The 24,613-nt window shown below is 65.4% G+C and carries 26 protein-coding genes; 7 read left to right on the plus strand and 19 right to left on the minus strand.

What is annotated here, in order from left to right; all coding sequences use genetic code 11:
• Positions 1 to 13: 13 nt before the first annotated feature.
• Both gatB and Q331_RS0100915 read right to left on the minus strand, forming a co-directional pair.
• A complete protein-coding gene (gene gatB, locus Q331_RS0100910) occupies positions 14 to 1,510 on the minus strand; it encodes an Asp-tRNA(Asn)/Glu-tRNA(Gln) amidotransferase subunit GatB (RefSeq protein ID WP_026379120.1) in 1,497 nt (498 codons plus the stop codon).
• A gap of 176 nt (positions 1,511 to 1,686) precedes the next feature.
• Positions 1,687 to 1,995, minus strand: coding sequence for a hypothetical protein (locus Q331_RS0100915; RefSeq protein WP_156953222.1), 309 nt, complete (start codon positions 1,993 to 1,995; stop codon positions 1,687 to 1,689).
• A gap of 215 nt (positions 1,996 to 2,210) precedes the next feature.
• Here Q331_RS0100915 and Q331_RS0100920 point away from each other — a divergent pair, with 215 nt between their 5' ends.
• Positions 2,211 to 2,555: a DUF6455 family protein gene (locus Q331_RS0100920; RefSeq protein WP_026379122.1), complete on the plus strand. Its 345-nt coding sequence runs from the start codon at positions 2,211 to 2,213 to the stop codon at positions 2,553 to 2,555.
• A 320-nt stretch (positions 2,556 to 2,875) separates the two neighbouring features.
• Complete coding sequence (locus tag Q331_RS19345) at positions 2,876 to 4,333, plus strand: MDR family MFS transporter (protein ID WP_245615480.1); 1,458 nt, start codon at positions 2,876 to 2,878, stop codon at positions 4,331 to 4,333.
• A 7-nt stretch (positions 4,334 to 4,340) separates the two neighbouring features.
• Here Q331_RS19345 and Q331_RS0100930 read toward each other — a convergent pair whose 3' ends face one another.
• The 14 genes from Q331_RS0100930 to rpoZ form a co-directional block, all read right to left on the minus strand.
• Entirely contained in the window at positions 4,341 to 4,730 is a 390-nt protein-coding gene (locus Q331_RS0100930; protein WP_026379123.1) for a RidA family protein, read from the minus strand.
• 2 nt (positions 4,731 to 4,732) lie between these two features.
• Positions 4,733 to 6,214 carry an Asp-tRNA(Asn)/Glu-tRNA(Gln) amidotransferase subunit GatA gene (gatA, locus tag Q331_RS0100935; protein WP_026379124.1) on the minus strand — a complete coding sequence of 494 codons (1,482 nt, stop codon included), beginning with the start codon at positions 6,212 to 6,214 and terminating at the stop codon, positions 4,733 to 4,735.
• A gap of 82 nt (positions 6,215 to 6,296) precedes the next feature.
• A complete protein-coding gene (gatC, locus tag Q331_RS0100940; RefSeq protein WP_026379125.1) occupies positions 6,297 to 6,584 on the minus strand; it encodes an Asp-tRNA(Asn)/Glu-tRNA(Gln) amidotransferase subunit GatC in 288 nt (95 codons plus the stop codon).
• Between the two features lie 111 nt (positions 6,585 to 6,695).
• On the minus strand, positions 6,696 to 7,400 hold the full coding sequence (locus Q331_RS0100945) for a metal-dependent hydrolase (RefSeq protein WP_026379126.1): 705 nt from the start codon (positions 7,398 to 7,400) through the stop codon (positions 6,696 to 6,698).
• A 55-nt stretch (positions 7,401 to 7,455) separates the two neighbouring features.
• Complete coding sequence (gene recO, locus Q331_RS0100950; protein ID WP_026379127.1) at positions 7,456 to 8,196, minus strand: DNA repair protein RecO; 741 nt, start codon at positions 8,194 to 8,196, stop codon at positions 7,456 to 7,458.
• A gap of 437 nt (positions 8,197 to 8,633) precedes the next feature.
• Entirely contained in the window at positions 8,634 to 9,164 is a 531-nt protein-coding gene (gene ppa / locus Q331_RS0100955) for an inorganic diphosphatase (protein WP_026379128.1), read from the minus strand.
• Positions 9,165 to 9,264: 100 nt separating this feature from the next.
• On the minus strand, positions 9,265 to 10,218 hold the full coding sequence (gene era / locus Q331_RS0100960; RefSeq protein WP_051630365.1) for a GTPase Era: 954 nt from the start codon (positions 10,216 to 10,218) through the stop codon (positions 9,265 to 9,267).
• Positions 10,218 to 10,919, minus strand: coding sequence for a ribonuclease III (rnc, locus tag Q331_RS0100965; protein WP_026379130.1), 702 nt, complete (start codon positions 10,917 to 10,919; stop codon positions 10,218 to 10,220). Before rnc ends, era begins: the two co-directional genes overlap by 1 nt.
• Positions 10,916 to 11,710, minus strand: a complete 795-nt coding sequence (lepB, locus tag Q331_RS0100970; protein ID WP_026379131.1) for a signal peptidase I — start codon at positions 11,708 to 11,710, stop codon at positions 10,916 to 10,918. The genes rnc and lepB overlap by 4 nt, the downstream gene beginning before the upstream one ends.
• Before the next feature lie 125 nt (positions 11,711 to 11,835).
• Complete coding sequence (gene acpS / locus Q331_RS0100975; protein WP_026379132.1) at positions 11,836 to 12,237, minus strand: holo-ACP synthase; 402 nt, start codon at positions 12,235 to 12,237, stop codon at positions 11,836 to 11,838.
• Positions 12,234 to 12,995 (minus strand): pyridoxine 5'-phosphate synthase, encoded by a 762-nt coding sequence (locus Q331_RS0100980; RefSeq protein ID WP_026379133.1) that lies wholly within the window; start codon positions 12,993 to 12,995, stop codon positions 12,234 to 12,236. Before Q331_RS0100980 ends, acpS begins: the two co-directional genes overlap by 4 nt.
• Positions 12,992 to 13,555 (minus strand): DUF2062 domain-containing protein, encoded by a 564-nt coding sequence (locus Q331_RS0100985; protein ID WP_245615481.1) that lies wholly within the window; start codon positions 13,553 to 13,555, stop codon positions 12,992 to 12,994. The genes Q331_RS0100980 and Q331_RS0100985 overlap by 4 nt, the downstream gene beginning before the upstream one ends.
• Positions 13,556 to 13,637: 82 nt before the next feature.
• The gene (locus Q331_RS0100990; protein WP_026379135.1) at positions 13,638 to 15,857 is read right to left on the minus strand and encodes a RelA/SpoT family protein; all 2,220 of its coding nucleotides are present in this window, start codon (positions 15,855 to 15,857) and stop codon (positions 13,638 to 13,640) included.
• A 163-nt stretch (positions 15,858 to 16,020) separates the two neighbouring features.
• Positions 16,021 to 16,392, minus strand: a complete 372-nt coding sequence (gene rpoZ, locus Q331_RS0100995; RefSeq protein WP_026379136.1) for a DNA-directed RNA polymerase subunit omega — start codon at positions 16,390 to 16,392, stop codon at positions 16,021 to 16,023.
• A gap of 179 nt (positions 16,393 to 16,571) precedes the next feature.
• On the opposite strand from rpoZ, the gene Q331_RS0101000 reads away from it, so the two are divergent.
• From Q331_RS0101000 to Q331_RS0101015, 4 genes are all read left to right on the plus strand, one after another.
• The gene (locus Q331_RS0101000) at positions 16,572 to 17,198 is read left to right on the plus strand and encodes a LabA-like NYN domain-containing protein (protein WP_026379137.1); all 627 of its coding nucleotides are present in this window, start codon (positions 16,572 to 16,574) and stop codon (positions 17,196 to 17,198) included.
• A 49-nt stretch (positions 17,199 to 17,247) separates the two neighbouring features.
• Positions 17,248 to 17,919 (plus strand): uracil-DNA glycosylase, encoded by a 672-nt coding sequence (locus tag Q331_RS0101005; RefSeq protein WP_026379138.1) that lies wholly within the window; start codon positions 17,248 to 17,250, stop codon positions 17,917 to 17,919.
• Between the two features lie 137 nt (positions 17,920 to 18,056).
• A complete protein-coding gene (locus tag Q331_RS0101010) occupies positions 18,057 to 19,403 on the plus strand; it encodes a sulfite oxidase (protein ID WP_245615482.1) in 1,347 nt (448 codons plus the stop codon).
• Positions 19,404 to 19,467: 64 nt separating this feature from the next.
• Positions 19,468 to 19,881: a hypothetical protein gene (locus tag Q331_RS0101015; RefSeq protein WP_026379140.1), complete on the plus strand. Its 414-nt coding sequence runs from the start codon at positions 19,468 to 19,470 to the stop codon at positions 19,879 to 19,881.
• 39 nt (positions 19,882 to 19,920) lie between these two features.
• Here the strand turns inward: Q331_RS0101015 and Q331_RS0101020 are convergent, their stop codons facing one another.
• The 3 genes from Q331_RS0101020 to dapA form a co-directional block, all read right to left on the minus strand.
• Positions 19,921 to 20,466, minus strand: a complete 546-nt coding sequence (locus Q331_RS0101020) for a VIT1/CCC1 transporter family protein (RefSeq protein WP_051630270.1) — start codon at positions 20,464 to 20,466, stop codon at positions 19,921 to 19,923.
• 99 nt (positions 20,467 to 20,565) lie between these two features.
• Positions 20,566 to 21,036 (minus strand): SsrA-binding protein SmpB, encoded by a 471-nt coding sequence (gene smpB / locus Q331_RS0101025; RefSeq protein ID WP_026379142.1) that lies wholly within the window; start codon positions 21,034 to 21,036, stop codon positions 20,566 to 20,568.
• 2 nt (positions 21,037 to 21,038) lie between these two features.
• Complete coding sequence (gene dapA, locus Q331_RS0101030; protein WP_026379143.1) at positions 21,039 to 21,917, minus strand: 4-hydroxy-tetrahydrodipicolinate synthase; 879 nt, start codon at positions 21,915 to 21,917, stop codon at positions 21,039 to 21,041.
• Positions 21,918 to 22,016: 99 nt separating this feature from the next.
• On the opposite strand from dapA, the gene Q331_RS24260 reads away from it, so the two are divergent.
• Entirely contained in the window at positions 22,017 to 24,551 is a 2,535-nt protein-coding gene (locus tag Q331_RS24260) for a lytic transglycosylase domain-containing protein (RefSeq protein WP_051630272.1), read from the plus strand.
• Positions 24,552 to 24,613: the final 62 nt, after the last annotated feature.

Below are 24,613 nucleotides of genomic sequence, written 5' to 3' on the forward strand. Positions count from 1 at the left end.
GCCCCTTTGGCCGCTATTCGATGCCGATCTTCTCTTTCAGGATGGCGTTGACCGCCTGCGGATTGGCCTTGCCCTGGCTTGCCTTCATCACCTGGCCGACGAACCAGCCGATCATCGTCGGCTTGGCCTTCGCCTGCTCCACTTTGTCGGGATTGGCCGCGATCACCTCATCGACCAGCGCCTCGATGGCGCCGGTATCGGTCACCTGCTTAAGCCCGCGGCTTTCCACGATGTCGCGCGGCTCGCCGCCTTCCGCATAGACCATCTCAAAGACGTCCTTGGCGATCTTGCCGGAGATTACTTCCTCTTTCAGCATATCGAGGATGGCACCGAGCTGCGCCGGCGAAACCGGCGAAGCCTCGATGCTACGCCCGTCTTTGTTGAGCGCCCCGAGGAGGTCGTTGATCACCCAATTGGCCGCCTGCTTGCCGTCGCGGCACTCCGCCACCGCCTCGTAGTAATCGGCAATCGCCCGGTCCGATGTCAGGATCGCCGCGTCATAGGCGCTGAGACCGTAGCGCTCGGCGAGCCGCATGCGCCGGTTGTCCGGCAGTTCCGGCAGCTCCGCTTCAAGCTCGCGGACATAGGTCTCGTCGATTTCGAGCGGCAGAAGATCCGGATCGGGGAAATAGCGGTAATCATGCGCCTCTTCCTTGGAGCGCATGGAGCGGGTCTCGCCCTTGTTCGGATCGAAGAGCCGCGTCTCCTGCTCGATCGTCCCGCCATCTTCCAGGACGCCGATCTGCCGCCGTGCCTCGTATTCGATCGCCTGGCCGGCGAAGCGGATGGAGTTGACGTTCTTGATCTCGCAGCGCGTGCCGAAGGCCTCGCCCGGCCGGCGCACCGAGACGTTGATGTCGGCCCGAAGATTGCCCTTATCCATGTCCGCATCCGACGTCTTCAGGTAGCGCAGAATGGTCCTCAGCTTGGTGAGATAGGCCTTCGCCTCTTCGGAGGAGCGCAGATCAGGCTTCGACACGATCTCCATCAGCGCCACGCCGGAACGGTTGAGATCGACGAAGCTCATCTCGTCGTGCTGGTCATGCAGTGACTTTCCCGCATCCTGCTCCAGATGCAGCCGCTCGATGCCGACGCGGATCTCCTCGAACTCACCGTTCTTGTCCGGGCCGATTTCCACCAGCATCTCGCCCTCGCCGACAATCGGCTGGTCGTATTGCGAGATCTGATAGCCCTGCGGCAGGTCCGGATAGAAATAGTTCTTGCGGGCGAAAACCGAGCGATGGTTGATCTTCGCCTTGAGCCCGAGGCCGGTGCGCACCGCCTGAGCGACGCATTCCTCGTTGATGACCGGCAGCATGCCAGGCATCGCCGCGTCGACGAGGCTGACATGATCGTTCGGCTCGCCGCCGAAGGCGGTGGAGGCGCCCGAGAAGAGCTTGGCCTTGGAGGAGACCTGCGCATGCACCTCCATGCCGATGACGATTTCCCAGTCGCCGGTCGCTCCGGCGACGAGGTTTTTCGGATTGGTGTTGCGCGTCTCGGCGATCATCTGCGGGAAGCTCCTGTCTTCGGCCCGCTATAGACCACGCCTTCCGTCAAAGAAAAGGGCCGGGTACGCCCGACCCGCAGGCCACCAAAGAAAAGAGCCAGGAGAGCCCGGCCCTGGCAAGGTGGCGCGCGCCTCGCGGCACGTCGTTTATGGCCGCCTGCGCGGCTTCTCTCCTCCTAGAGGCAGCAATATTCGGGCGGCGGCGGAATATCGCCGGGCAGGAAGGTCTCACCGGTGGCGCAGTAGAAATAGGGGGTGCGGGCCGGCGCGGTCGGATGCCCTTGACGGTCGTAGAAGGTCACGGTCTGGCCCCCGATAGGGCAGGCCACGGGTGCGGGCGCGGGCCGGTAAACCTCCTGCTGAGGCACGTAGAGATCGGCAGCCCTGGAGGCTGAAACCCCGGCGGCGAGAATCCCGATCGCGGCCGCCGAAAGCGCCACGACCGCGACCATCTGCCGTGCAGCGCGCCAGTTATCCTTGCTCATCTCATCCCCCATGGCATGGTCCGATTGCCGCATTTTGAGACAAAATCAGATTAAAAAGTCCTAATCGGAGAACAGGTTCCCGACGAAATTCTGCCCATGGTGAACACAAGCTTAGCGCCCTTGTGCACATGCCGGACAGACTTGATCCTGATCAAGGTCGCAACTTGCGCGTCCGGCCATAGTTTCGCCCGATCTGAAGCGAGAGGGCAGAAACCGTGACGGGCCTGAAGAAGCGCTATCTGGAACACCTCGACAGAATGCGGCGGATGATGGCGCGCTACGCGCTGGAGCCGAGAGACGTCACGCGCTTCTACGGCGAGAGCGAGACGCGCAACGCGCTCGGCCGCTGCATCACCTGCGAAGCGGTTGCTCCATGCGAAGCGTATCTGGCCGAGACCGATCTCGGCGAGACGCCGACCTTCTGCCCGAACCTCAATATTCTACAGGCGCTCTCTGCGACACTGAACGAGGATGACGGCGAGGACGCTTCTGAGAGCGGTAGTTTGAACGCCTGGCAGGCCGTGCGCCGGCCGGGCGTGCGCGACGCGCTTCGCGCCTGAGGGACGAAGCGCCGGCGCCGGGCTCCGGTGGGGGCCAGAGCGGGCGGGATGTGAGCGAGCCTGGGGGATACGCGGGCGAACGCCTTGCGTAGGGCATGCTCCATCTCCGCCCGCTCATCATTTTATGATCTGTGCCCATCCGGTTGCACCCGAAGATGACCGAGCCGCTCCCCGAGCATCGCAAGCTCTGAGACGTCTGCGAGCGCGCCATATCGCTGGGTCTGCTGCCTCAGAGATCAGGCGCGGCGGATGCGCCGCATGCATGGCTGACGCGTCCTGGCAGGCCGGCAAGGTGATTGCCTCGGGGCAAAAAAGGCGGGATGAGGATGCTGTCCCATTTCCGCCCCCGCCCAGCCATCCGTCCCATGCCGGCCAGCCGTCTCGTTCCGCTCATCGTCGCCGTCGCCCTCTTCATGGAGAATATGGACGCGACGATGATCGCCACCTCGCTGCCCGCGATCGCCGCCGATATCGGCACCTCGCCGATCGCGCTGAAGCTGGCGCTCACCGTCTATCTCTTGTCGCTGGCGATCTTCATCCCGGTTTCCGGCTGGGCGGCGGATCGTTTTGGGGCGCGCCGCGTCTTCACGGCGGCCATCATCGTCTTCATGGCGGGCTCGCTGGCCTGCGCCACGGCCGAATCCCTGATGGGCTTCGTCGGCGCCCGCTTCTTGCAGGGCATGGGCGGCGCGATGATGACCCCGGTCGGGCGCCTCGTCATCATGCGCACGGTGGAAAAGCGCGAATTCGTCACCGCCATGGCCTGGTTCTCTATCCCCGCTTTGCTGGGCCCCATTTCCGGCCCGCCGGTCGGCGGCTTCATCACCACCTATTTCTCCTGGCACTGGATCTTTCTCATCAACATCCCGATCGGCATCGTCGGCATCTTCCTGGCGCTACGCTTCGTGCCGGATCTGAAAGCGATCGAGCCGCGCCCCCTCGATTCGCTCGGCGTCGTGCTCATCGGCATCGCCACATCGGGACTTGTCTTCGGCTCTTCCGTCGCCAGTCTCGGCGTCCTGCCGGCCCTTGCCTGGCAGGCGATGGTCGTCGCCGGCGGCGCCGCGGCGCTCGCTTATCTGGCGCATACGCGCCGCACCATGCATCCGATCATCGATCTTCGCCTCATGCGCACGCCCTCTTTCGGCCTCAGCCTCGGCGGCGCCACGCTGTTCAGGATCGGCGTCGGGGCCATGCCCTTCCTCCTGCCGCTGATGCTGCAGCTTTCCTTCGGCCTGACGCCGTTTGAAAGCGGGCTCATCACCTTCACCGGCGCCGCCGGAGCGCTCGTCATGAAGTTCGCCGCCAAGCCGATATTGAAGCGCCTCGGTTTCCGGCCGGTGCTCGTCGTCAACGCCCTCATCGGCGCCGGCTTCCTCGCCGTGATCGGCTTCTTCACCGACGCGACCCCCGTCCTGTTGATGATGGCGCTGCTTCTTGCCGGCGGCTTTGCCCGCTCGCTGCAATTCACTTCGCTCAATGCGCTCGCCTTCGCCGATATCTCGCCGGCGCGCATGAGCCAGGCGACCAGCCTGTGGGCGGCGGCGCAGCAGGTTTCCCTGGCGCTGGGCGTGGCCATCGGCGGAACGTTTCTGGAGCTTTCCATGTCGCTGCATGGCGGAGCGCTCCGGCTTGCCGACTTCCACTTCGCCTTCTTCGGCGTCGCCCTCGTCTCGGCCCTGTCGATCGTCTTCTTCCTGCGCCTGCCGGAGGACGCCGGATCGGAGATGAGCGGCCATGTCGTCGGCCCGCGCGGCGGGCTGTCGAAGCTTCAGTAGAAGCGGCTCAGCCGGCGAGCTCGGCCTCGAACTCTATCTCCACCAGCCAATCGGGCTCGATGAGGCCGGAGACGACCACCATCGTCGCCGCCGGACGAATGTCGCCGAAGGCCTCGCCATGGGCGCGCCCGACCGCCTCCCAGTCCTGCCGGCGGGTGAGGAACATCCTCGTGCGCACCACGTCGGAAAGGCTCGCTCCCGCCTCTTCCAGCGCGATGCGGGCGATCTCCACGCAGCGCCGCGTCTGCGCGGCGGCATCGCCGACGCCGACATTCTTGCCGTCCGGTCCGACCGGCGCGGTGCCGCCGATGATGACGCGGTTGCCGATCCTGACCGCCCGCGAGAAGCCGATCATCGGCTCAAACGGGCTTGCGGAGGAGATGTTTTGGCGTGCCATACTCACCACCATCTATCTGGCGCGAAAGACCCCGCCGCATCCTCGATGATCTGCGCGGCCTTGAAAAGCCCCGCCTCGTCGAAGGGCCGGCCGATGAGCTGCAGGCCGAGCGGCAGACCCTTTTCGTCGAGCCCGGCCGGCACGGCGATGCCGGGAAGGCCGGCCATGTTCACCGTCACGGTGAAGACGTCGTTGAGATACATTTTCACCGGATCGGCGGCCATATCCTCGTCGGCGACGCCGAAGGCGGCCGAGGGCGTCGCCGGCGTCAGGATGGCGTCGACACCGGCCTCGAACACCTCCTCGAAGTCCCGCTTGATGAGGGTGCGCACCTTCTGCGCCCGAAGGTAGTAGGCGTCGTAATAGCCGGCCGACAGCACATAGGTGCCGATCATGACGCGCCGCTTCACCTCGCGGCCGAAGCCGGCGGCGCGCGTCTTCTCGTACATGTCGATGATGTCCTCGCCATCGACCCTGAGGCCGTAGCGCACGCCGTCATAGCGGGCGAGGTTGGAGGAGGCCTCCGCCGGGGCGACGATGTAATAGGCGGGCAGCGCGTATTTGGTATGCGGCAGCGACACTTCGACGATCTCCGCGCCGGCGTCGCGATACCATTCGGCACCCTTGTGCCACAGCGCCTCGATCTCCTCCGGCATGCCTTCAACGCGGTATTCCTTGGGAATGCCGATCTTCATGCCCTTGACGCTCTGACCGACCACGGCCGGATAGTCCGGCACCTCCATGTCGGCGGAGGTGGAATCCTTCGGATCGATGGAGGCCATGGACTTCATCAGGATCGCCGCATCCTTCACCGTGCGGGCAATGGGCCCGGCCTGGTCGAGCGAGGAGGCGAAGGCGACGATGCCCCAGCGCGAGCAGCGCCCATAGGTCGGCTTGATGCCGACGGTCCCCGTGAAGGCGGCCGGCTGGCGGATGGAGCCGCCCGTATCGGTCGCCGTCGCCCCGGCGCAAAGCCTGGCCGCCACCGCCGCCGCCGAGCCGCCGGACGAGCCGCCCGGCACCAGCGCCATGTTGGAGCCCCTGGCGCGCCAAGGACTGACGACCGGCCCGTAATGGGATGTCTCGTTGGAGGAGCCCATGGCGAACTCGTCCATATTGAGCTTGCCGAGCATGACGGCCCCGTCGGCCCACAGATTGGCCGTCACCGTCGATTCGTAGGTCGGCTTGAAGCCGTCGAGGATGTGCGAGCCGGCCTGCGAATGCACGCCCTCGGTGCAGAAGAGGTCCTTGATGCCGAGCGGCACGCCTTCAAGCAGGCCCGCCTCGCCCTTGGTGATGCGTGTGTCGGAGGCCTTGGCCATCTCTCGCGCCTTCTCCGGCGTCACGGCCACATAGGCGTTGAGCGCGCCGTTGCCGCCCTCGATGGCGGCAAGATAGGCATCCGTCAGCTCCAGGGCGGAGAAGTCTTTGACGGCAAGGCCCTCGCCGATTTCGGCGATCGTCAGGCAGGTCAGGTCGGTCATGTCGGATCGGCTCAATCGGAACGGCGCTTCGCGAAGCTTGAAAGCGCCTTTGTCAAAATACGTGAAGGACGGCGCGCCGGCTTCATTCGACGACTTTGGGGACGAGGAAATAGCCGTCCTCGCTCACCGGCGCATTGGTAAGGATGGCGGCCGCCTTGCCGCCGTCGGTCACCTCGTCGGAGCGCGCTTTCAACCGCATCGCCGTGACCGAGGTCATCGGCTCCACGCCCGTCACATCGACCTCGTTCAACTGCTCCACGAAGCCGAGGATGGCGTTGAGCTCGCCGCGCAGCGCCTCCGCCTCCTCGTCGGTGACCTTGATGCGTGCCAGATGCGCCACGCGCTTGACGGTGGATGAATCGACGGACATCGGAACCCCTTTTTTCGGCGCCCGCTATAGACCCGCGGCGCCGGCCCGGCAACGGCTTGCCGGCGAGAGGCGGGCGGTTGCCGCCCGGGGCAACCGCCATCCTGCCGGTTCCTAGACCTCGACCGTCTCGCCGACCTCCGGCACATGCACTTTGCCGGCATCCTCACCCATCGCCGCCAGGAAGCGGTCCGGCGTCTGATCGATGATGGGGAAGGTGCGATAATGGCAAGGCAGGATGGCGGAGAATTCGAAGAAGCGCTTGCAGGCGAGCGCCGCGGTGTCCCCGCCCATGGTGAAGCGGTCGCCGATGGGCACGATACCGATTTCCGGCTGATGGATCTCATGCACGAGCGCCATGTCGCCGAAGATGGCGGTATCGCCCATGTGGTAGAGCACCTTCTCGCCCGGCGCCTTGACGACGAGGCCCATCGGATTGCCGAGATAGACGGGCCTGCCATCCACCATGGCGGAAGAGGAATGAACCGCATCGGTGAACGAGACGGTGAAGCCGCCGCAATCCACCGTGCCGCCGTGATTGCCGGGATTGACGTTGTTGCCGTCCACACCCTGGCCGGCGAGATACATGCAAACCTCGAACGAGGAGACAAGCTGCGCTCCCGTCGCCTTGCAGATCTCCACCGTGTCGCCGGTATGGTCGTCATGCCCATGGGTGAGCAGGACATGCGTCGCCCCCTTCGCCGCCTCCAGGGGACCGCCCTCAAAAACGGGCGAGCCTGAAAGGAACGGGTCGATCATCACCGCCTTGTCGGCGAAATCGAGCCGGAACGCGGAATGGCCAAGCCACGTGATCTTCATAGATGCCTCCCTCGGTTGGCGCGACTTTAGCTTGTCGGGATGAAATTTCGAGGTCTCAGGCGCCACCAAGCACCGTCCTTATGAAGGCCGTACGCATCGGCGGCATCGGCAGATCCCTCGGGGAAAAGACGTGCCGCTCCAGAAAGAGGCCGGTGAGGCGAAATCCTTCTGCGAGCTCGCCCATACCCGGCGCTGCGCTTTCCCCCTCCTGCGCCAGAAAGGCGGGCAGGCGGAGCAGCCGGTTGTCGTAGGCGGCCCCGGCCTGGCGGCTGACGGCGCGCCCCGATTTCGGCGAGACATAGACGAGCTCCTCCGCCAGGCCCGTCGCCGCGCAGGCCGATAGGTCGAGCCCGACCCCCATCTCCTCCAGAAAGAGGATCTCAAAGCGCACCACGCCTTCCGCCATGGCGCGCGGCGCAAAGCCACCGGCGAGCGCCAAGTCCAGAAGCGCCTTCAGCGCCTCGTGCAGCGCCGGATGCGGGTCGCGCTCCGGCAGCATCCTGAGATGGGCCGCCAAAACCTGAATGAGATAGGTCCCGCCGCGGTCCGCCATGATGGCGCCGGCGCGCTCCACCACCGGCTCGGGGCGAAAATTGCCCAGATGCTCGCTGAGCCGCGCCCGCCAGGTGAGCTGGAGCGTGTTGCCGGGCTGCAGCGCCGGTCTCAGCCGGCGCGAGCGCCCGCCCTTGACGAGGCCGAGATGCCGGCCGCGGCCGAGCGTCATTGCCTCCAGGATGACGTCGGCCTCGCCGTGACGGCGGGTGGAAAGAACGATGCCTGGCTCCGACCATTCCATCAGAAATGGCTTAGCGGAGAACGCTGGTAAGAAGTAGCAAAACCGCCGTACGGAAATAGCACGATCGCATCCGGACGAAAGGACGAAAAACGCCAATGCACCTGAAAGGATCCCCCTTCCCTGCGGCAGTATGGCAGGGCCATCCCATCTGGCGCACCGGTACGGCGACCCGCGGCCTTCCTCCCCCTCAACGGCAGGGGCAATTGCGTTTGGGAAAACACGGCCGTGCTGCAGGCACCCACCCTCCCCTTGAGGGGGAGGGTCGGCCCGGAGGGCCGGGGTGGGGTGGAACGGAAAGCCCCGAGCGAGCGGTTTTCACCCCCTGCCACCGCGCTCGCTTTGCTCGGCGGTGACCTCCCCCCTCGAGGGGGAGGTGGCGAGTTCGCGGCCCGCCCATGTCATAGGCAAAAATCCCATGCCGCCGAGAAACCCGCAGCTCAGGCCTCCTTGCCGCGTTCGATCGCGTCGATGACCAGCTGCTCGGCCTCCGCCACGCCGTGCCAGCGGCCCATATTCACCCATTTGCCCTTTTCCAGATCCTTATAGTGCTGGAAGAAATGGGCGATCTGCTCGCACATGATCATCGGCAGATCCTCAAAGCTCCTCACCCCCGTATAGAAGGGATGCAGCTTGTCGACCGGTACGGCGATGATCTTTTCATCGCCGCCCGATTCGTCTTCCATGACGAGGGCGCCGACCGGCCGGCAGCGGATGACAGCGCCGGCCACCACCGGAACCTGGCTGACGACGAGGATGTCGCAAGGATCGCCATCGGGCGAGAGCGTATGCGGGATGAAGCCGTAATTGCCGGGATAGAACATCGCCGTATGCAGGAAGCGGTCGACGAGCAGGGCGCCCGATTTCTTGTCGAGCTCGTACTTCACCGGCACCCCGCCATAGGGGATTTCGATGATGGCGTTGATGTCGCGCGGCGGATTCTTGCCGACGGGAATCTGCGTCAGGTCCATGGGTGAGGCCTCGAAAATGAAAGTGAAGTTGCGGGCCGCCTAGCACTGCCTCGTCGCCAAGGGCAATCGAACCTTTGCACCAGCCCTGCCTGTTTCGCCGCTAGCGCGGGAATTCCAGCCCCATCTCACGGTAGCGCTCCGGGTCGTCCGCCCAGCGCCCGCGCACCTTGACGAAGAGAAAGAGGTGCACCTTGCGACCCAGCATATGGTGCAATTCGCGCCTCGCCGCGATGGAGATCGCCTTGATCGTTTCCCCGTCCTTGCCGAGCACGATCTTGCGCTGGCTCTCGCGCGCCACGTAGATGACCTGGCTGATCCTGACCGAGCCGTCCTTCTTCTCCTCCCAGCTTTCCGTCTCCACCGTCGCCGCATAGGGCACTTCCTGGTGCAGGCGCAGCATCAGCTTCTCGCGCGTCACCTCCGCGGCGAGAGAGCGCATCGGGATGTCGGAGACCTGGTCTTCCGGGTAGAGGTAGGGGCTCTGCGGCATCTCCCCGGCGAAATAGTTCAGAAGATCGCCGATCCCGTCGCCGGTGAGTGCGGAAACCATGAAGGTCTGCGCGAAGGAAAGGCGGGCATTCGCCTCCGCCGCCAGAGCCAGAAGGGTCTCGCGCTTGACGAGATCGATCTTGTTGAGGATGAGCACGCGCTTTTGCGCCGGCGCGCCGCTCTCCTGAAGCCGGTCCAAGATGGCGAGCGCCCCACCCTCCAGGCCGGCGCGGGCATCGATGAGCACGGCGAGGACGTCGGCATCGGCCGCCGAGGACCAGGCGCTCGTCACCATCGCCTTCTCCAGCCGCTTCTTCGGGGCGAAGATGCCGGGCGTGTCGAGAAAGATGATCTGCGCATCGTCGTGCATGGCGATGCCGCGGATGACGCTGCGCGTCGTCTGCACCTTGTGGGTGACGATCGCCACCTTGCTGCCGACGAGCTGGTTGAGAAGCGTCGACTTGCCGGCATTCGTGGCCCCGATCAGGGCGACGAAGCCCGCCCGCGTCGGTTTTTCCGTCGTCTTCGTCTCATCCTCTGACACTGATGCTTCCGCCTTTTCCATCACGACCACACACCTTCGCGCCTCAAGATTGCCGCGGCGGCCGCATGCTCGGCCTCGCGCTTGGAAGCTCCGCTGGCGGTCTCTCCTTCGGCCCCTTCCATGACGACCCTGACGATAAACTGCGGCGCATGGTCGGGCCCGCTGCGCCCGGTCTCCTCGTAGCGCGGCGTCGGCAGGCCCTTGCGGTGGGCCCATTCCTGCAGCTCGGTCTTGGCGTCGCGCAGCGGCCCCTGCATCTGCTTCACGCGGCTTGCCCAGAACCGATGGATGGTGCTCTGCGCCGCCTCCAACCCGGCATCGCGAAAGATCGCCCCGATGACCGATTCGCAGGTATCGGCCATCAGCGACTTGGCGGTGCGGGCATTGGCCTTTGCCAGGCTCTCGCCCACCCGATAATGCTCTCCGAGCCGCATCTCCTCAGCCACGGCCGCGCAGGTGTCGCGATTGACGAGACGGGCGAGGCGGCGCGACAGCTCGCCCTCCGGCGCCTGCGGATATTCCTCGATCAACAGGTCGGCGATGACGAGACCGAGCACGCGGTCGCCCAAGAATTCCAGCCGCTCGTAGGTGGTCAGCGGATCGCCGCGCTTATCGTCGCCGATGGCGCTGGCATGGGTCAGGGCGCGGGCAAGAAGCTCTGGGCGCGTGAAATGATGACCGATCCGCTCCTGCAGCTGCGCCAGCGAGGCCTTGCCGCTCATAGCCCCTCGAACAGGCGATCGTAGCGAAGGCTCCATGGCCAGCGCCAGAACTCCCAGACATGCGTCTCCTCGTCGACGGAGAAGAAGATCACCTCCGCGCGGCCGACGAAATTTTCCTCCGGCACGTAGCCGACGAAGTTGAGGAAGCGGCTGTCGGAGGAATTGTCCCGGTTGTCGCCCATCATGAAATAGTGGTCATCGGGCACCTCGTAGACGCCCGTATTGTCCTTCTCGCCGTTCTGAGTGAGATCGAGCGTCATATAGCTGACGCCGTTCGGCAGCGTCTCGCGGTATTGCGCGACCTCAATCTCCTGCCCGAAGGCGTTCGCGCCCGCGTAATCTTCGACGCGCTCGCGCTCCACGGGCTCGTCGTTGATGTAGAGCAGGCCGTTGCGCATCTGGATCCTGTCGCCGGGCATGCCGATCACCCGCTTGATGTAGTCGGTGCCCGGATCGCGCGGCAGTCGGAAGACGGCGATATCGCCGCGCTGCGGCCCCTCGCCTTCCCAGACCCGCCCCTTGATGAAGGAGAGGTCGACCGGGAAGGAATAGCGCGAATAGCCGTAGCTGAACTTCGACACGAACAGATAGTCGCCGACGAGCAGCGTCGGCATCATCGAGCCGGAGGGAATGTTGAAGGGGTGATACAGGAAAGTGCGGAAAAGCAGCGCGATGATCAGCGCCTGGATGACGACCTTCAGCGTCTCCCCGATGCCTCCGCCCGACTTCGCCTTCTTGGCTTTTTTCCCGCCGTCCTTCTCAGAATCGGCGTCTCGTTCCGCCACGCTCATGGCTCCATCCTAGGGTGTTGCCCGGGGGTTTAGCGGGCGCGACCATCGCCTGCAACGCCGCACGCCCGTGCGCGGCATTAATTCTGGCTTTGAGGCGGCATTGCGGCGCCCGCGATCCGTGTTCTCTACCGGCGTTCAACCGCCTCAATCAGCACCATCGCCTGGGCGAGCGGCCCATCATCGGTGATGGTCAGGTGGATGAGCGTATCGTGCCCGTGCGGCGTAATGCGGGCGAGCGCCTCGGCGGCCCCGCCGGTCAAGAGCATCGTCGGCTTGCCGGAAGGCAGGTTGACGACGCCCATATCGCGCCAGAAGACGCCCTGTCGCAAGCCTGTTCCAAGCGCCTTGGAGCAGGCTTCCTTGGCCGCGAAGCGCTTGGCGTAGGACGCGGCGCGCATGCGCCGCCGCTCCGATTTTCTCTGTTCCACCTCGGTGAAGACGCGCGCCACGAAGCGCTCGCCGAAGCGCTCCAGCGTCCGCTCCACCCGGCGGATATCGATGAGATCGGAACCGAAGCCGATGATCATGCCGCCGCGCCGGCTATCTCTCGCGCCTCGTCCATCAGCCGGCGCATCTCCTGAACGCTGGCTTCAAGTCCGACGAAAATCGCCTCGCCGACGAGATAATGGCCGATATTGAGCTCGCGGATTTCCGCGATCGCGGCGATCGGCTGCACGTTGTCGTAACCGAGCCCGTGCCCGGCATGGACCTCAAGCCCAATCGACGCGCCGTAGCGCGCCATCTCCGCGATGCGGGCCCGCTCGCGCTCCGCCCCGGCCTTGTCGCCCTCGCGCCCGAGATCGCAGAAGCGGCCGGTATGCAGCTCCACCACCGGTGCCCCGAGCGCCGCGGCCGCGTCGAGCTGGCGCTCCTCCGCCTCGATGAAGAGCGAGACGCGCACCCCCCGCTCGCCGAGCCGCGCCACGATCGGGCGGAGCTTGTCGATCCCCCCGGCGGCGTCGAGCCCGCCTTCCGTCGTGCGCTCCTCGCGCCGCTCCGGCACGATGCAGGCGGCGTGCGGGCCGTGGCGCAGCGCGATCTGCAGCATCTCGTCTGTCGCCGCCATCTCCAGATTGAGCGGCAGCGAGATCTCCTGCATCAGCCGGGCGATGTCATCGTCGCGGATATGTCGACGATCCTCGCGCAGATGCGCGGTGATGCCGTCGGCTCCGGACGCTTCGGCAAGCTTGGCCGCCCGCAGGGGGTCCGGATGATCCCCCCCGCGCGCGTTGCGCACCGTGGCAACGTGGTCGATGTTGATGCCGAGGCGGAGTTCTTCGCTCATTGAATGCCTTTCAGGCTGGGGCGATCCTGCTGGGGTTCGCCGGTTGCGTCCGGCTGGCGGCGCAGTGCAAAGCGCTCCTTGCGCGCGGCCTGGTAGGCCGCCACCATCTTGTAGACGACGGTATAGCTGATGAGACCGGCCATGAGGCCGAGCGGGATGCCGCCGATGGTCATTGGCTTGAGGAGCGGCATCAGCTGCTCGAAGGATTTTTCGACAAGGTAATTGCCGAGATGCGGCGGCGGCATCTGGTGTTCGCCGCGCCAGATGAAATGCCCGAGCTTATAGGTCGCCGCGAAGATGAAGGGGAAGGTGAGCGGGTTGCCGACCGCGGTGCCGAGCGCGGCTGCGAGAAGATTGCCGCCGATCACCCAGGCGATGGCGAAGGAGATGACGAAATGCAGCCCCAGGAAAGGCGTGAAGGAGGTGAAGACGCCGGCCGCCACCCCCGCGGCGATGGCGTGCGGCGTCGCCGAGAGGCGCAGGATGCGTTTGATGAAGTAAAGGAAGGAGCGCCGCCAACTGGAACGCGGCCACAACATCACCCTGAGGCGATGGTGCAAGGCTTCTGTTTCCCGTCGCTTGAACAGCATGTGGCGCGATCACCGAGATCCTGTCATCGACACGCTCTTGAAGGAGCTTGTATCAGCCATTGACGCGTGAGACGCCGCTGATCACGGAACGCGCCCTCAAAGTGCGCATGATGTGGTTCAGATGCTTGAGGTTCCAGACTTCCACGTCGATTTCAAGCTCTGTGAAATCGCGTCCGCGCTCCAGCATCCTGAGGTTGTCGATATTGCCCTCGCTACGTCCGATCGCATCGGCGATCTCGGCGAGCGAGCCGGGCTCGTTGATGGCCGAGACGCGGATTCGAACCGGAAAGCGCTCGGTCGAATCGTCCGGGATGTCCCAACGCACATCCACCCAGCGATCCGGTTCGTTGTCGAAGACCTTCAGCGCCGGCGACTGGATCGGATAGATGGTGATGCCCTCGCCCGGGGTCAGAATGCCGACGATGCGGTCTCCGGGAAGGGCGCCTCCTTCCGGCGCGAAACGCACCGGCATGTCGCCGCCGGTGCCGCGGATCGGCAGCGCCTTGCCGTCTGCCCTTTGCTCCGCGCCGCTTCTGCCGCGGCGGCTTCGGCCGGGAAGGTGAAAATCGAGGCTGGAGCGGGCTGTCTCGATCCAGCCGCTGCGGCGCCTGCCATTGGCATCCTCGCCTCCCGCCCGTCCGGGGAAGAGGGCTGACATCACCTCCTCGGCGCTGAATTTGCCCCGGCCGATAGCCACCAGCAGATCCTCCGCGTCGTCGAAGCCGAAACGCGGCCCGTATTCCTTCAGATGCACGTCCGACCAGGGCTCGCCGAGCTTCTCGAAGGCGCGGTGCAGGATGTGGCGGCCAAGGCCGGCATATTGCTTTCTGGCATGAGCGCGCGTGGCGCGGCGGATGGCGGCTCTGGCCTTGCCGGTGACGACGACCGATTCCCAGGCCGGCGGCGGTCGCTGCGCGTCGGAGCGCATGATTTCCACCTCGTCGCCGTTTTCCAGCGGCGTCACCAGCGGCGTCAGCTTGCCGTTCACCTTGGCGCCGACGCAGGTATCGCCGATATCGGTATGCACGGCATAGGCGAAATCGATGGGCGTCGCCCCGCGCGGCAAGGCGATCAGCCGGCCCTTGGGCGTGAAGCAGAAGACCTGGTCCTGGAAGAGCTCCAGCTTGGTGTTCTCCAGGAACTCCTCCGGCGCATCGCCATGGGCGATATGCTCCACCGTCTGCCGTAGCCAGGCATAGGCGGAGGATTCGCGCGCCAGCCGCTCCTTGTCGGCGGCGATCCCGTCCTTGTAGAGCGGATGGGCGGCGATGCCGTATTCCGCCACCCGGTCCATATCCCAGGTTCTCAGCTGCAGCTCCACGCGCTGCTTCTCCGGCCCGACGACGGTGGTGTGCAGCGATTGATAGCCGTTCTGCTTGGGCGTGGAGATGTAATCCTTGAAGCGGCCCGGCACCATCGGCCAGGCGGTGTGCATGGCGCCGAGCGCCCGGTAGCAATCGCCGAGATCGGACAAAAAGATACGGAAGCCGAAGATATCGGAGAGCTGCTCAAAGCCGAGCGCCTTCTTCTGCATCTTGGAGAAGATCGAATAGGGCCGCTTCTGGCGTCCGCGGATCTCCGCATGAATGCCGGCTTCAAGCAACCGCTGGCGAAGCGCCTCCTGGATGGTCTCGATATCGCTGCCGGTGCGTTTTCTGAGATCGGCTAGCTTGCCGGCGATCGTCGTATAGGCATCGGGAAACAGCGCCCGGAAGGAAAGATCCTCCAGCTCCTCGCGCACCGCCTGCATGCCCATGCGCCCGGCAAGCGGGGCATAGATTTCCATCGTCTCCTCGGCGATGCGCCCGCGCTTGTTCTCCGGCACCCATTCGATGGTGCGCATATTGTGCAGCCGGTCGGCGAGCTTGACGAGGAGCACACGGATGTCGTCGGAGACCGCCAGGAGCAGCTTTCTGAGGCTTTCAGCCTGACGCGCCTCGCGCGAGACGAGGTCCAGCCGATCGATCTTGGTCAGCCCGTCGACGAGCTTGGCAATCTCCTTGCCGAAGAGCGTGGCGATTTCGTCGCGTGTGGCGCTGGTATCTTCGATCGTGTCGTGCAGAAGCGCGACGGCGACGGAAGCATCGTCGAGGCGCAGATCGGTGATGATCGCCGCGACTTCCAAAGGGTGCGAAAAGTAAGGATCGCCCGAGGCACGCTTCTGGGTGCCATGCTTCTGCATGGCATAGACATAGGCCCGGTTTAACAGCTCCTCGTCGACAGCGGGATTATAGGCCGCGACCCGCTCCACGAGTTCGTATTGACGCATCATCGACGTTGCGCCTGCAAGGCTTCAAGAATCTCCCATATATGCTTGCAGATATAGGCTTACGAAAGCCTGAGCGCATCTGAGAAAGACGCAAAAAGCCCCGCCGGGGCGGGGCTAGGCGTCGCGGGCGGGCCCTACGACACGCACAGCTAGCGCAAAAGCAGCCTCAGTCGTCGCGCCGCTCCGGCGGATCGAGGCTTTCCAGGCCGCGCAACAGCTCCTCTTCGCTCATCCTGTCGAAGGTCACCTCGTCCGCGCCGGCATTGCTCTCCGCCTCGATCTCCTCCGGCGCCGGCTCCGGCTCGTCGACCTCGACGAACTTCTGCAGCGAATGGATGAGGTCTTCCTGCAGATCCTCCGGCGAGATGGTCTCGTCGGCGATCTCGCGCAGAGCCACGACCGGATTCTTGTCGTTGTCGCGGTCGATGGTCAGCGGCGAGCCGTTCGAAATCATGCGCGAGCGGTGCGCCGCCAGAAGCACGAGCTCGAACCTGTTGTCGACCTTGTCGACGCAATCTTCCACGGTGACGCGCGCCATGGATCAAGCTCCTTGATACATTCAGTTCGGGATTTGGCCCTCCTTAGGCGCTTTTCAACAGCCTCGCAAGGTGTCGTCCGCGCATCGCCTTGAAAGTGCCGAATCTCTGTCATAGCCCGAAAAGTACGGCGCTTGATTCGCCCGAATTTTGACAAAACTATAATCGTCAGGAGTTTGCCATGCTGGATGCGCGCGAAAAGGTCGCCCTCTTCCTGGACGGAGCCAATCTCTATGCGACTTCGCGCTCGCTCGGCTTCGACATTGACTATCGCCGCCTTTTAAAGAGCTTCCGCGAGAAAGCGTATGTCTTGCGGGCTGTGTATTATACGGCGCTGGCGGAAGACCAGGAATACTCCTCCATCCGGCCGCTTATCGATTGGCTGGACTATAACGGCTACCGCGTCGTCACCAAGCCGCTGAAAGAGTTCACCGACGCGCAAGGGCGGCGCAAGGTGAAAGGCAACATGGATATCGAGCTTGCCGTCGACGCCATGGAGGCGGCCGAGCATATCGACCATTTCGTCATCTTCTCCGGCGACGGCGACTTCCGCTATCTGGTGGAGGCCCTCCAGCGCAAGGGCAAGAAGGTGACCGTCGCCTCCACCCTCAAATCGCAGCCGCCGATGATTGCCGACGAGCTGCGCCGTCAGGCCGATCATTTCCTGGAGCTCGCCGATATGGAGGAGGAATTCGGCCGCCAGGGTCCGCCACGCACCGCCCGCACCCAACGCGAGGATGAGCTGGAGGACGAGGAGGAGTACGAGGAATATTACGACGAGGAGGATGACGAGCTGGCGGATCGGTGACAGAACGGCCCTCCGATTTCCGCCCTGAGCCGTCCATCGCGAGCCCTGCATGCCGATTTCCTCTGCCGCCCCGCATTCGCAAGCTGCCGCGACAGAGCCTTCGCCCGATTGCCCGCTCTGCCCGCGGCTCGTTGAGTTCCGCGAGGAATGGCGCGCCAAGGAGCCCGACTGGTTCAACGCCCCGGTGCCGACCTTCGGGCCGGCGGACGCATCGCTCCTCATCGTCGGGCTCGCTCCCGGCCTGCGTGGCGCCAACCGTACCGGCCGGCCGTTCACAGGCGATTTCGCCGGCGATCTTCTTTACGCGACATTGATTGAGTTCGGCTTCGCGCAAGGCGATTACCGCGCCGATCCGAATGACGGCCTCGTCCTGAAAGATGCCGCCGTCACCAACGCGGTGCGGTGCGTGCCGCCGCAGAACAAGCCGGCGAGCGGGGAGATCAACACCTGCCGCCCGTTCCTGAGCGCCACGATCGATGCCAATCCCCGCCTCAAGGGCATTTTGGCACTTGGCCGCATCGCCCATGACAGCGTGGTCAAGGCTCTCGGCGCCAGGCTGAGGGATGCGCCCTTCGCCCATGGCGCCGTGCACCGGCTGGACGAGATCCCCCTCTACGACAGCTACCATTGCTCGCGCTACAACACGAACACTGGCGTTCTGACCGAAGAGATGTTCCGCGCCGTCTTTCGGCGCATTTCGGCCGATCTCGGCCGCAGCTGACACCGCTCGCATCCCTGCGCGAGGACATCGCGGCCCGCATACGTTTTTCCGCATGCGACATCTTGCCACGTTAGCTGGTGCCGCTACTCTTAGGGGTGCTCAACGAAAAAAAACAGGCTGATGCCAGGGAGGAACGAATGGCTATTCGCGAAAGAATGGGCCAGGCGGACCGCGCGCCGAGCTTGACCGACATTCGCAAGGCCTACGAGGAGAATCCGGAAACGGCCGAGAGGGTGATTTTCGGCCGCGTCCCCTACCCCGATCGGCGGGGCTTTCTGCGCCGCGCCGGCCTTGCCGCGCTCGGTGCCGCTCTTGGCACGGCGATACCCTTCCACCGCAACTTCCCCTCCGGCCTGATGCCTTCCGCCTTCGCGCAGGACAGCGGCATGGACCTGATGAACGGCAAGGACGGTCTCACCCTTCTCAACGATCGCCCGCTGAACGCGGAGACGCCGGCGCATCTCCTCGATGCCGACGTGACGCCCTATTCGCGCATGTTCATCCGCTCCAACGGCCTCATCCCGCAGAGCGCCCTCGACGGCAACGCCGAGGGATGGGAGCTGACGGTCGAGGGCGAGGTGGAAAATCCGCTTCAGCTCAGCCTCGACGATCTGCGCAACGACTTCGAGAACGTCACCTTGCAGCTCGTCCTGGAATGCGGCGGCAATGGTCGCGCTTTCTTCGATCCGGGCGCCTCGGGAAACCAGTGGACCACTGGCGCGGTCGGCTGCCCCGAATGGACGGGCGTGCGCCTCAAGGACGTGCTCGCCAAGGCCGGCGTGAAGTCCTCGGCCGTCTATACCGGCCACTTTGGCAACGACGTGCATTTGTCCGGCGATCCGGACAAGGTTCCGATCTCTCGCGGCGTGCCGATCGACAAGGCGATGGAGGCCGAATGCCTGATCGCCTGGGCGATGAACGGCGAGGATATGCCGGCACTGCACGGCTTTCCGATCCGGCTGGTCATTCCGGGCTATCCGGGCTCGGCTTCGCAGAAATTCCTCACCCGCATCTGGGTGCGCGACCAGGTGCATGACGGCGCCAAGATGGGCGGCTATTCCTATCGCCTGCCGGCCTATCCCGTCGCGCCGGGCACCGAGGTGCCGGAGGAGGATATGGAAATCCTCACCGTCATGCCGGTGAAGTCGCTGATCACCAACCCTGAGACGGGGACCGAGGTGACGGCCGGCGAGCCGGCCGCGGTGCGCGGCCATGCCTGGGCCGGCAACGGCGATGTGGCTGCCATGCATGTCTCGCTCGATTTCGGTCAGACCTGGCAGGAGGCCGAGCTTGATCCCCCGCCCAACAAATACGCCTGGCAGCGCTGGCGCGCCAAGGTGACCCCGCCGGAGAAGGGCTATTACGAGGTCTGGGCGAGAGCGACCGACAAGGATGGCGCGATGCAGCCGGCGGTAACGCCCGGATGGAATCCGCGCGGCTACGCCAACAACATGATCCACCGGATTGCACTTCTTGCCAGCTGACCGACCTGCGGGTCACGCCGAAAGGCGTGGCCTGCCCTCCTTCATTGCCTCCCAAAAACACGGCATGCCGATCGCCCCTCGCCCGCTTGTGTGGCTGGCCCTTCTTCTCGTGACCGGCATCGGCTCGCACACTGCCTTCGCCGAGCCGGCGCCTCCGCTCCTCCTCGCCCAGAGCGCCATGCCGAGCTTCAATCCGATGCAGCCGCGCACGAGCACGACTGAAAGGCCCCAAAGACAAGCCCCGGAAGGCAATCCGGAGCTCGGAGGGCTCCCCGACGCGCCCGGCGCGGAAACCACCTACTATCTGTGCACTGCCTGCCATTCGATCCGCATCGTGACCCAGCAACGCCTGACGGACGCACGCTGGGACTATCTCTGGCGCTGGATGCAGGAGGAGCAGGGCATGCCCTCGCAGGACGAGCAAACGAAGCGCACCGTCCTCGGCTATCTGAAGGAGCATTTCTCCGCCGAGCGGTAAGGGGCGCGCTCGTCCGGTCTCTCCCTTTCCGCCCGCCCTTCAGGGGAGCAGCGCGTTCTGCTCGCCGATGAGAAAGGCACCGATCGCGCCGACAATGTAGGCGACGACCGCCGCAAGCCCGCCAAGCAGCAGCATCTCCAAGCCGGAGACGCGCCAGCCCTGCTCGGTGAACAGCGCCCGCGCCGCGCCGATGGCGAAGAGCGCGCCGCCCGCCAGGGCGCAGGCCGCCGCAAAGCGCACGCCTTCGAACCAGGGCAAGAGATAGGCGAGCAGCGGCAGCAATCCGGCCGCCACGAAGCCGCCCGTGGTGGCGGCGCCATGCCGATAGGCGTCCTTGAGCGAGGTCTGCCTTTCGCGCTCCGGCCGCGAGCGCTCCGACAGAACGTTGCTGGCGCCCATGGAGAAACCGTCCGCCAGCAGGTTGGCGAAGCCGAGGATCAGCACCACCTTGGAGGAGAGGTTGGCGCCCGTCACCCCGGAGACGATGGCCAGGGTCGTGACGATACCGTTATTGGCGCCGTAGATCAGTTCCGGCAGGTAGGTGCGGACGAAGCCGCGCCCTTTCGCGATCGCAATCTTGACCATCGCCCCCTCCGTGAGAGCCTGCCCTGCCATCCGATGTCAGCGTCCGTCCGCGCGCCGCGTGGCGCGACGGATCTGCGCGAGCCGAGCGAGGTTTCCGGCCTACCCCAGTTCCTTCAACAGACGCGACTTCTCCCGCTGCCAGTCGCGCTTCTTCTCCGTTTCGCGCTTGTCGTGAGCCTTCTTGCCCTTGGCCAGGGCGATCTCCAGCTTGGCGATGCCGCGGGCGTTGAAATAGAGCTTCAGCGGCACGATCGTCATGCCCTCGCGCTCCACGCCCTGGGCGAGCTTGTCGATCTCGCGCTGGTGCAGGAGCAGACGGCGTTTGCGCCTCGGCTCGTGGTTGAACTGGTTCGCCTGCAGATATTCGGGGATGTTGGCGTTGATCAGCCAGATTTCCCCGCCCTCCGGGCTGACATAGGATTCGGCGATATTCGCCTTGTTCTGGCGCAGGCTCTTCACTTCGGTGCCGACGAGCTGCAGCCCGGCCTCGAAGGTCTCGCCGATCTCGTAATCGAAGCGGGCGCGGCGATTGTCGGCGACAAGCTTGCGGTTCGTCTCGGCTTTGGCCATCGCTAGTTGAGCAGCCCCGCATGGCGCAGCGCGTCCTTGACCTCGCGCTGCGTCTCCTCGCCTATCGTGGTGATCGGCGAGCGCACCTCCTCGCGCATCTTGCCGAGGATGGAGAGCGCGTATTTCGTCGGTGCCGGGCTCGGCTCCAGGAACAGGGCGCGGTGCAGCGGCATCAGCCGGTCCTGGTAGGTGAGAGCCCCGGCGAAATCGCCGCTCATGCAGGCTTGCTGAAACTCCGCGCACAGCTTCGGGGCGACATTGGCGGTGACGGAAATGCAGCCATGCCCGCCATGCGCCATGAAGCCGAGTGCCGTCGCATCCTCGCCGGAAAGCTGGTTGAAGCCCTCCCCGATAATCTGCCGCTGCATGCTGGCGCGCGCCAGATTGGCGGTCGCGTCCTTGACGCCGACGATATTGTCGCAATCGTCGAAAAGCGCCTTCATCGTCTCCACGCTCATATCGATCACGGAGCGCGGCGGGATGTTGTAGATGACGATGGGGACGGAGATGGCGTCCGCCACGGCCTTGAAATGCGCGTAGAGGCCTTTCTGGCTGGGCTTGTTGTAATAGGGCGTGACGACGAGCACGGCATCGGCGCCGGCGCTTTCGGCGTGCTCGGCAAGCTCGATCGCCTCACGCGTATTGTTGGAGCCGGCCCCGGCGATCACCGGCACGCGGCCGCCGACCGTCTTCACGCAGATCTCCACCACGCGTTTGTGCTCGTGATGCGAGAGCGTCGGCGATTCGCCCGTCGTGCCGACCGGCACGAAGCCATGGCTGCCCTCGTCGATCTGCCATTCGATGAAGGCGGCGAGCGCTTCTTCATCGAGCGCGCCGTCCCGCATCGGCGTCACCAGGGCGGTGATTGACCCCTTGAACATAACTTGGCCCAAAAATTCTGCCTTTCACTGTGGCGGCGGACGATAGTGGCGCGCCCCGTCAAGAGCAAGCGCTGCCCTCGCCGCCTATCAGTCGGGGCAATGACTGACGAGAGCCTGAACGATTTGAGCTCGGCGAAAACGAAATCCGCGGCATCGCTGACGAGGCTCGGCGCTTGCCTTCTTCTTCTCGCACCGGCGGCCATCGGGCTGGCGGCGCTGGCGGCCGGTCCTGCTCTGACGGCCGGAGCGCCGCATACCCTTCCCAAGGCGCGCCCGGCGGCGAACGAGACCGCCGACAACCTCCCCCGCTCGCGGCCCGCAAAAGACGATGCCGGGCAGACCGATCTTGCCGCCGGCCCGGCGGAAGCTGAGAGCCCAGAGGCAGCAAAGGCAAAGACCGACAGCGAGACTGCCGGCGCCACGGAGCCTGTCGGCGCCGCCGAAGCGCGCGCGCCGGGCAGCGAGGAGGGCAGCGAGGAGGGTGTGGAGCAGACCGCGCGGGTCGACGATACCGCCGATGCGCCGGACAACGCCCAGGCAGAAGGTTCCGCCCCCACGGGCGAAACGAAACTGGCCTCCGCCGCACCTGTCGACGCGCCGGAGAAGACGACGGAGCCCGCCGCCGAGCCGTCCACGGACATCGCCTTCTTCGTCCCACGGCCGCGGCCGCAGCCGGACGGCGCTGCCGCCGAGCGCCTTGCCCGCATCAAGAACGATCGCCCGCCTTACGGTTTCGCCGACGCCACGCTCTTGAAGCGTGGGCTCGATCTGGTCACCGCCGACGCCTATACGAGCGCGCTCACCTTCAACGCCGAAATCCCGAGCGAGTTCGACCGCGAGCTTGTCGCCTGGTTCGTCGCTCGCGCGCCGGTCTCCGGCCTTTCCGCGGCGGCCATCGAGGAGGTTCTGGAACGTCACCCGGACTGGCCCGAGCCGGAGCTTCTGCGCCTGCGCGCCGAGCAGGCCTTCCTGCGCTCCGGCCCCGGCGATGCTGCAGTGCGCGATTACTTCGCCGGACGACGTCCCATGAGCAACGACGGCTGGGTCAAGTTCGCCGATGCCTTGGCGGAGACGGGTGACACCGGCCGCAGCCGCCCCATCGTCCGGCGCCTGTGGCGCGAGGAGAATCTGCGCTCCTCCCTCGTGGCGCATATCCTGGCACAGTACGGCGCCGCGCTCTCCAAGGAGGACCATCTTTTCCGCTTCCGCCGCCTGCTTCTGCATCGGCGCGGCAGCGAGGCCATCACCGTCGGCCAGGCGATCGGGCCCGGCTACGATCAGCTTGCGCGGGCCGTCAGCGCCGTCATTGCACGGCGCAAGGGCAGCGAGTCGCAATTGATGGCGCTGAAGGACCGGTTCCGCGACGAGCCGGCTTTCGAATATGCCCGCGTCTTGATGCTTTACCGCGACGGGGACAACCTCGACGCGGCTCTGCGCCTGGGCCTCGTCACCCGCAAGGCCTCGGAGCTCGGCGACGCCGATCGCTGGTGGGAGCTGCGCAAGGATTTGGCCCGCGCTCTTCTGGATGACGGCTATCCTGCGCTCGCCTATTCGGTCGCCGCCACCCATGCGGCAACCTCGCCCAAAGAAATCGTGGAGGCGGAGTTCCACGCCGGCTGGCTGGCCCTGCGCTATCTTGATTCGCCCCGGGCGGCGCGCGGCCATTTCGCCCGCATCGTCGCCGTCGCCACCCTTCCGCGTTCCATCGCGCGCGGCTATTACTGGCTCGGGCGGGCGCACGCGGCGGCGGGCGCTACGCAGACCGCCAGGCAGGCCTACGGCCGGGCGGCCACCCACGGCGCCGCCTATTACGGGCAATTGGCGCGCGAAGAGCTTGATCTCATCCATACGGGACTTGAGATGCGGCCGCGCCCATCGGCGCTCGACCGCCTGCGCTTCGCCGCCCGCGCGGAGGTGCAGGCCATCAAGCGTCTCGCCGCGGCCGACCACACTTTCCGCACCCGCCCCTTCTTCCTGGCGCTGGGCGACAAGCTTGAGAGCCCGGGCGAGCTTGCCCTCCTCGACACCCTGGCCCGACGTATCGGCGAGCCGCAATACGGCATGCTTGCCGCCTCGCGCGCCGATGCCAACGGCGTCGATGTCGGCGCCCTGAGAGCCCCGCTGATTGTCGTGCCGACCGGCATCCAGCGGCCACAAGGCGTCGACCGGGCACTGCTTTATGCCGTCTCCAAGCAGGAGAGCGCCTTCAATGCCTCCGCCACCAGCCACGTCGGAGCCCGCGGCCTGATGCAGTTCATGCCCGCGACCGCCCGCTACACGGCCCGCCAGATCGGCCTGCCCTTCTCGCTGGTCAGGCTTTCTTCCGACGCGGCCTACAACGCCACCCTCGGCGCCGCCCATCTCGACGAGCTGCTGACCAATCTGCGCGGTTCCTATGTGATGACCTTCGTCGGCTACAATGCCGGGCCGGGGCGCGCCATCGACTGGGTGAAACGCTATGGCGATCCGCGCGGCGCCACGACCGATCCGGTGGATTGGGTGGAGCGCATCCCCTTCGACGAGACGCGCAACTACGTTCAGAAGGTGATGGAGAACCTGCAAGCCTATCGCAGCCGCCTCGGCCACGCCCTGACCATCACCGCCGATCTCGCCCATGGCGAGCCGGCGCGCTAAAGCCGCGTCAACGCTCCCGCTCGCCTGCCGCCACAGCCAGCATCCTTGAACCGCGGGCGGAA

Origin of the sequence: Afifella pfennigii DSM 17143 (assembly GCF_000688515.1) — a bacterium.
Lineage (GTDB): Bacteria > Pseudomonadota > Alphaproteobacteria > Rhizobiales > Afifellaceae > Afifella > Afifella pfennigii.

What these genes read in the sequence shown, in the direction of transcription:
- gatB (WP_026379120.1), bottom strand. Translation starts at nt 1,510, where the DNA reads ATGATCGCCGAGACGCGCAACACCAATCCGAAAAACCTCGTCGCCGGA.
- Q331_RS0100915 (WP_156953222.1), bottom strand. Translation starts at nt 1,995, where the DNA reads ATGAGCAAGGATAACTGGCGCGCTGCACGGCAGATGGTCGCGGTCGTG.
- Q331_RS19345 (WP_245615480.1), top strand. Translation starts at nt 2,876, where the DNA reads ATGAGGATGCTGTCCCATTTCCGCCCCCGCCCAGCCATCCGTCCCATG.
- Q331_RS0100930 (WP_026379123.1), bottom strand. Translation starts at nt 4,730, where the DNA reads ATGGCACGCCAAAACATCTCCTCCGCAAGCCCGTTTGAGCCGATGATC.
- gatA (WP_026379124.1), bottom strand. Translation starts at nt 6,214, where the DNA reads ATGACCGACCTGACCTGCCTGACGATCGCCGAAATCGGCGAGGGCCTT.
- gatC (WP_026379125.1), bottom strand. Translation starts at nt 6,584, where the DNA reads ATGTCCGTCGATTCATCCACCGTCAAGCGCGTGGCGCATCTGGCACGC.
- Q331_RS0100945 (WP_026379126.1), bottom strand. Translation starts at nt 7,400, where the DNA reads ATGAAGATCACGTGGCTTGGCCATTCCGCGTTCCGGCTCGATTTCGCC.
- recO (WP_026379127.1), bottom strand. Translation starts at nt 8,196, where the DNA reads ATGGAATGGTCGGAGCCAGGCATCGTTCTTTCCACCCGCCGTCACGGC.
- ppa (WP_026379128.1), bottom strand. Translation starts at nt 9,164, where the DNA reads ATGGACCTGACGCAGATTCCCGTCGGCAAGAATCCGCCGCGCGACATC.
- era (WP_051630365.1), bottom strand. Translation starts at nt 10,218, where the DNA reads ATGGAAAAGGCGGAAGCATCAGTGTCAGAGGATGAGACGAAGACGACG.
- rnc (WP_026379130.1), bottom strand. Translation starts at nt 10,919, where the DNA reads ATGAGCGGCAAGGCCTCGCTGGCGCAGCTGCAGGAGCGGATCGGTCAT.
- lepB (WP_026379131.1), bottom strand. Translation starts at nt 11,710, where the DNA reads ATGAGCGTGGCGGAACGAGACGCCGATTCTGAGAAGGACGGCGGGAAA.
- acpS (WP_026379132.1), bottom strand. Translation starts at nt 12,237, where the DNA reads ATGATCATCGGCTTCGGTTCCGATCTCATCGATATCCGCCGGGTGGAG.
- Q331_RS0100980 (WP_026379133.1), bottom strand. Translation starts at nt 12,995, where the DNA reads ATGAGCGAAGAACTCCGCCTCGGCATCAACATCGACCACGTTGCCACG.
- Q331_RS0100990 (WP_026379135.1), bottom strand. Translation starts at nt 15,857, where the DNA reads ATGATGCGTCAATACGAACTCGTGGAGCGGGTCGCGGCCTATAATCCC.
- rpoZ (WP_026379136.1), bottom strand. Translation starts at nt 16,392, where the DNA reads ATGGCGCGCGTCACCGTGGAAGATTGCGTCGACAAGGTCGACAACAGG.
- Q331_RS0101000 (WP_026379137.1), top strand. Translation starts at nt 16,572, where the DNA reads ATGCTGGATGCGCGCGAAAAGGTCGCCCTCTTCCTGGACGGAGCCAAT.
- Q331_RS0101005 (WP_026379138.1), top strand. Translation starts at nt 17,248, where the DNA reads ATGCCGATTTCCTCTGCCGCCCCGCATTCGCAAGCTGCCGCGACAGAG.
- Q331_RS0101010 (WP_245615482.1), top strand. Translation starts at nt 18,057, where the DNA reads ATGGCTATTCGCGAAAGAATGGGCCAGGCGGACCGCGCGCCGAGCTTG.
- Q331_RS0101015 (WP_026379140.1), top strand. Translation starts at nt 19,468, where the DNA reads ATGCCGATCGCCCCTCGCCCGCTTGTGTGGCTGGCCCTTCTTCTCGTG.
- Q331_RS0101020 (WP_051630270.1), bottom strand. Translation starts at nt 20,466, where the DNA reads ATGGTCAAGATTGCGATCGCGAAAGGGCGCGGCTTCGTCCGCACCTAC.
- smpB (WP_026379142.1), bottom strand. Translation starts at nt 21,036, where the DNA reads ATGGCCAAAGCCGAGACGAACCGCAAGCTTGTCGCCGACAATCGCCGC.
- dapA (WP_026379143.1), bottom strand. Translation starts at nt 21,917, where the DNA reads ATGTTCAAGGGGTCAATCACCGCCCTGGTGACGCCGATGCGGGACGGC.
- Q331_RS24260 (WP_051630272.1), top strand. Translation starts at nt 22,017, where the DNA reads ATGACTGACGAGAGCCTGAACGATTTGAGCTCGGCGAAAACGAAATCC.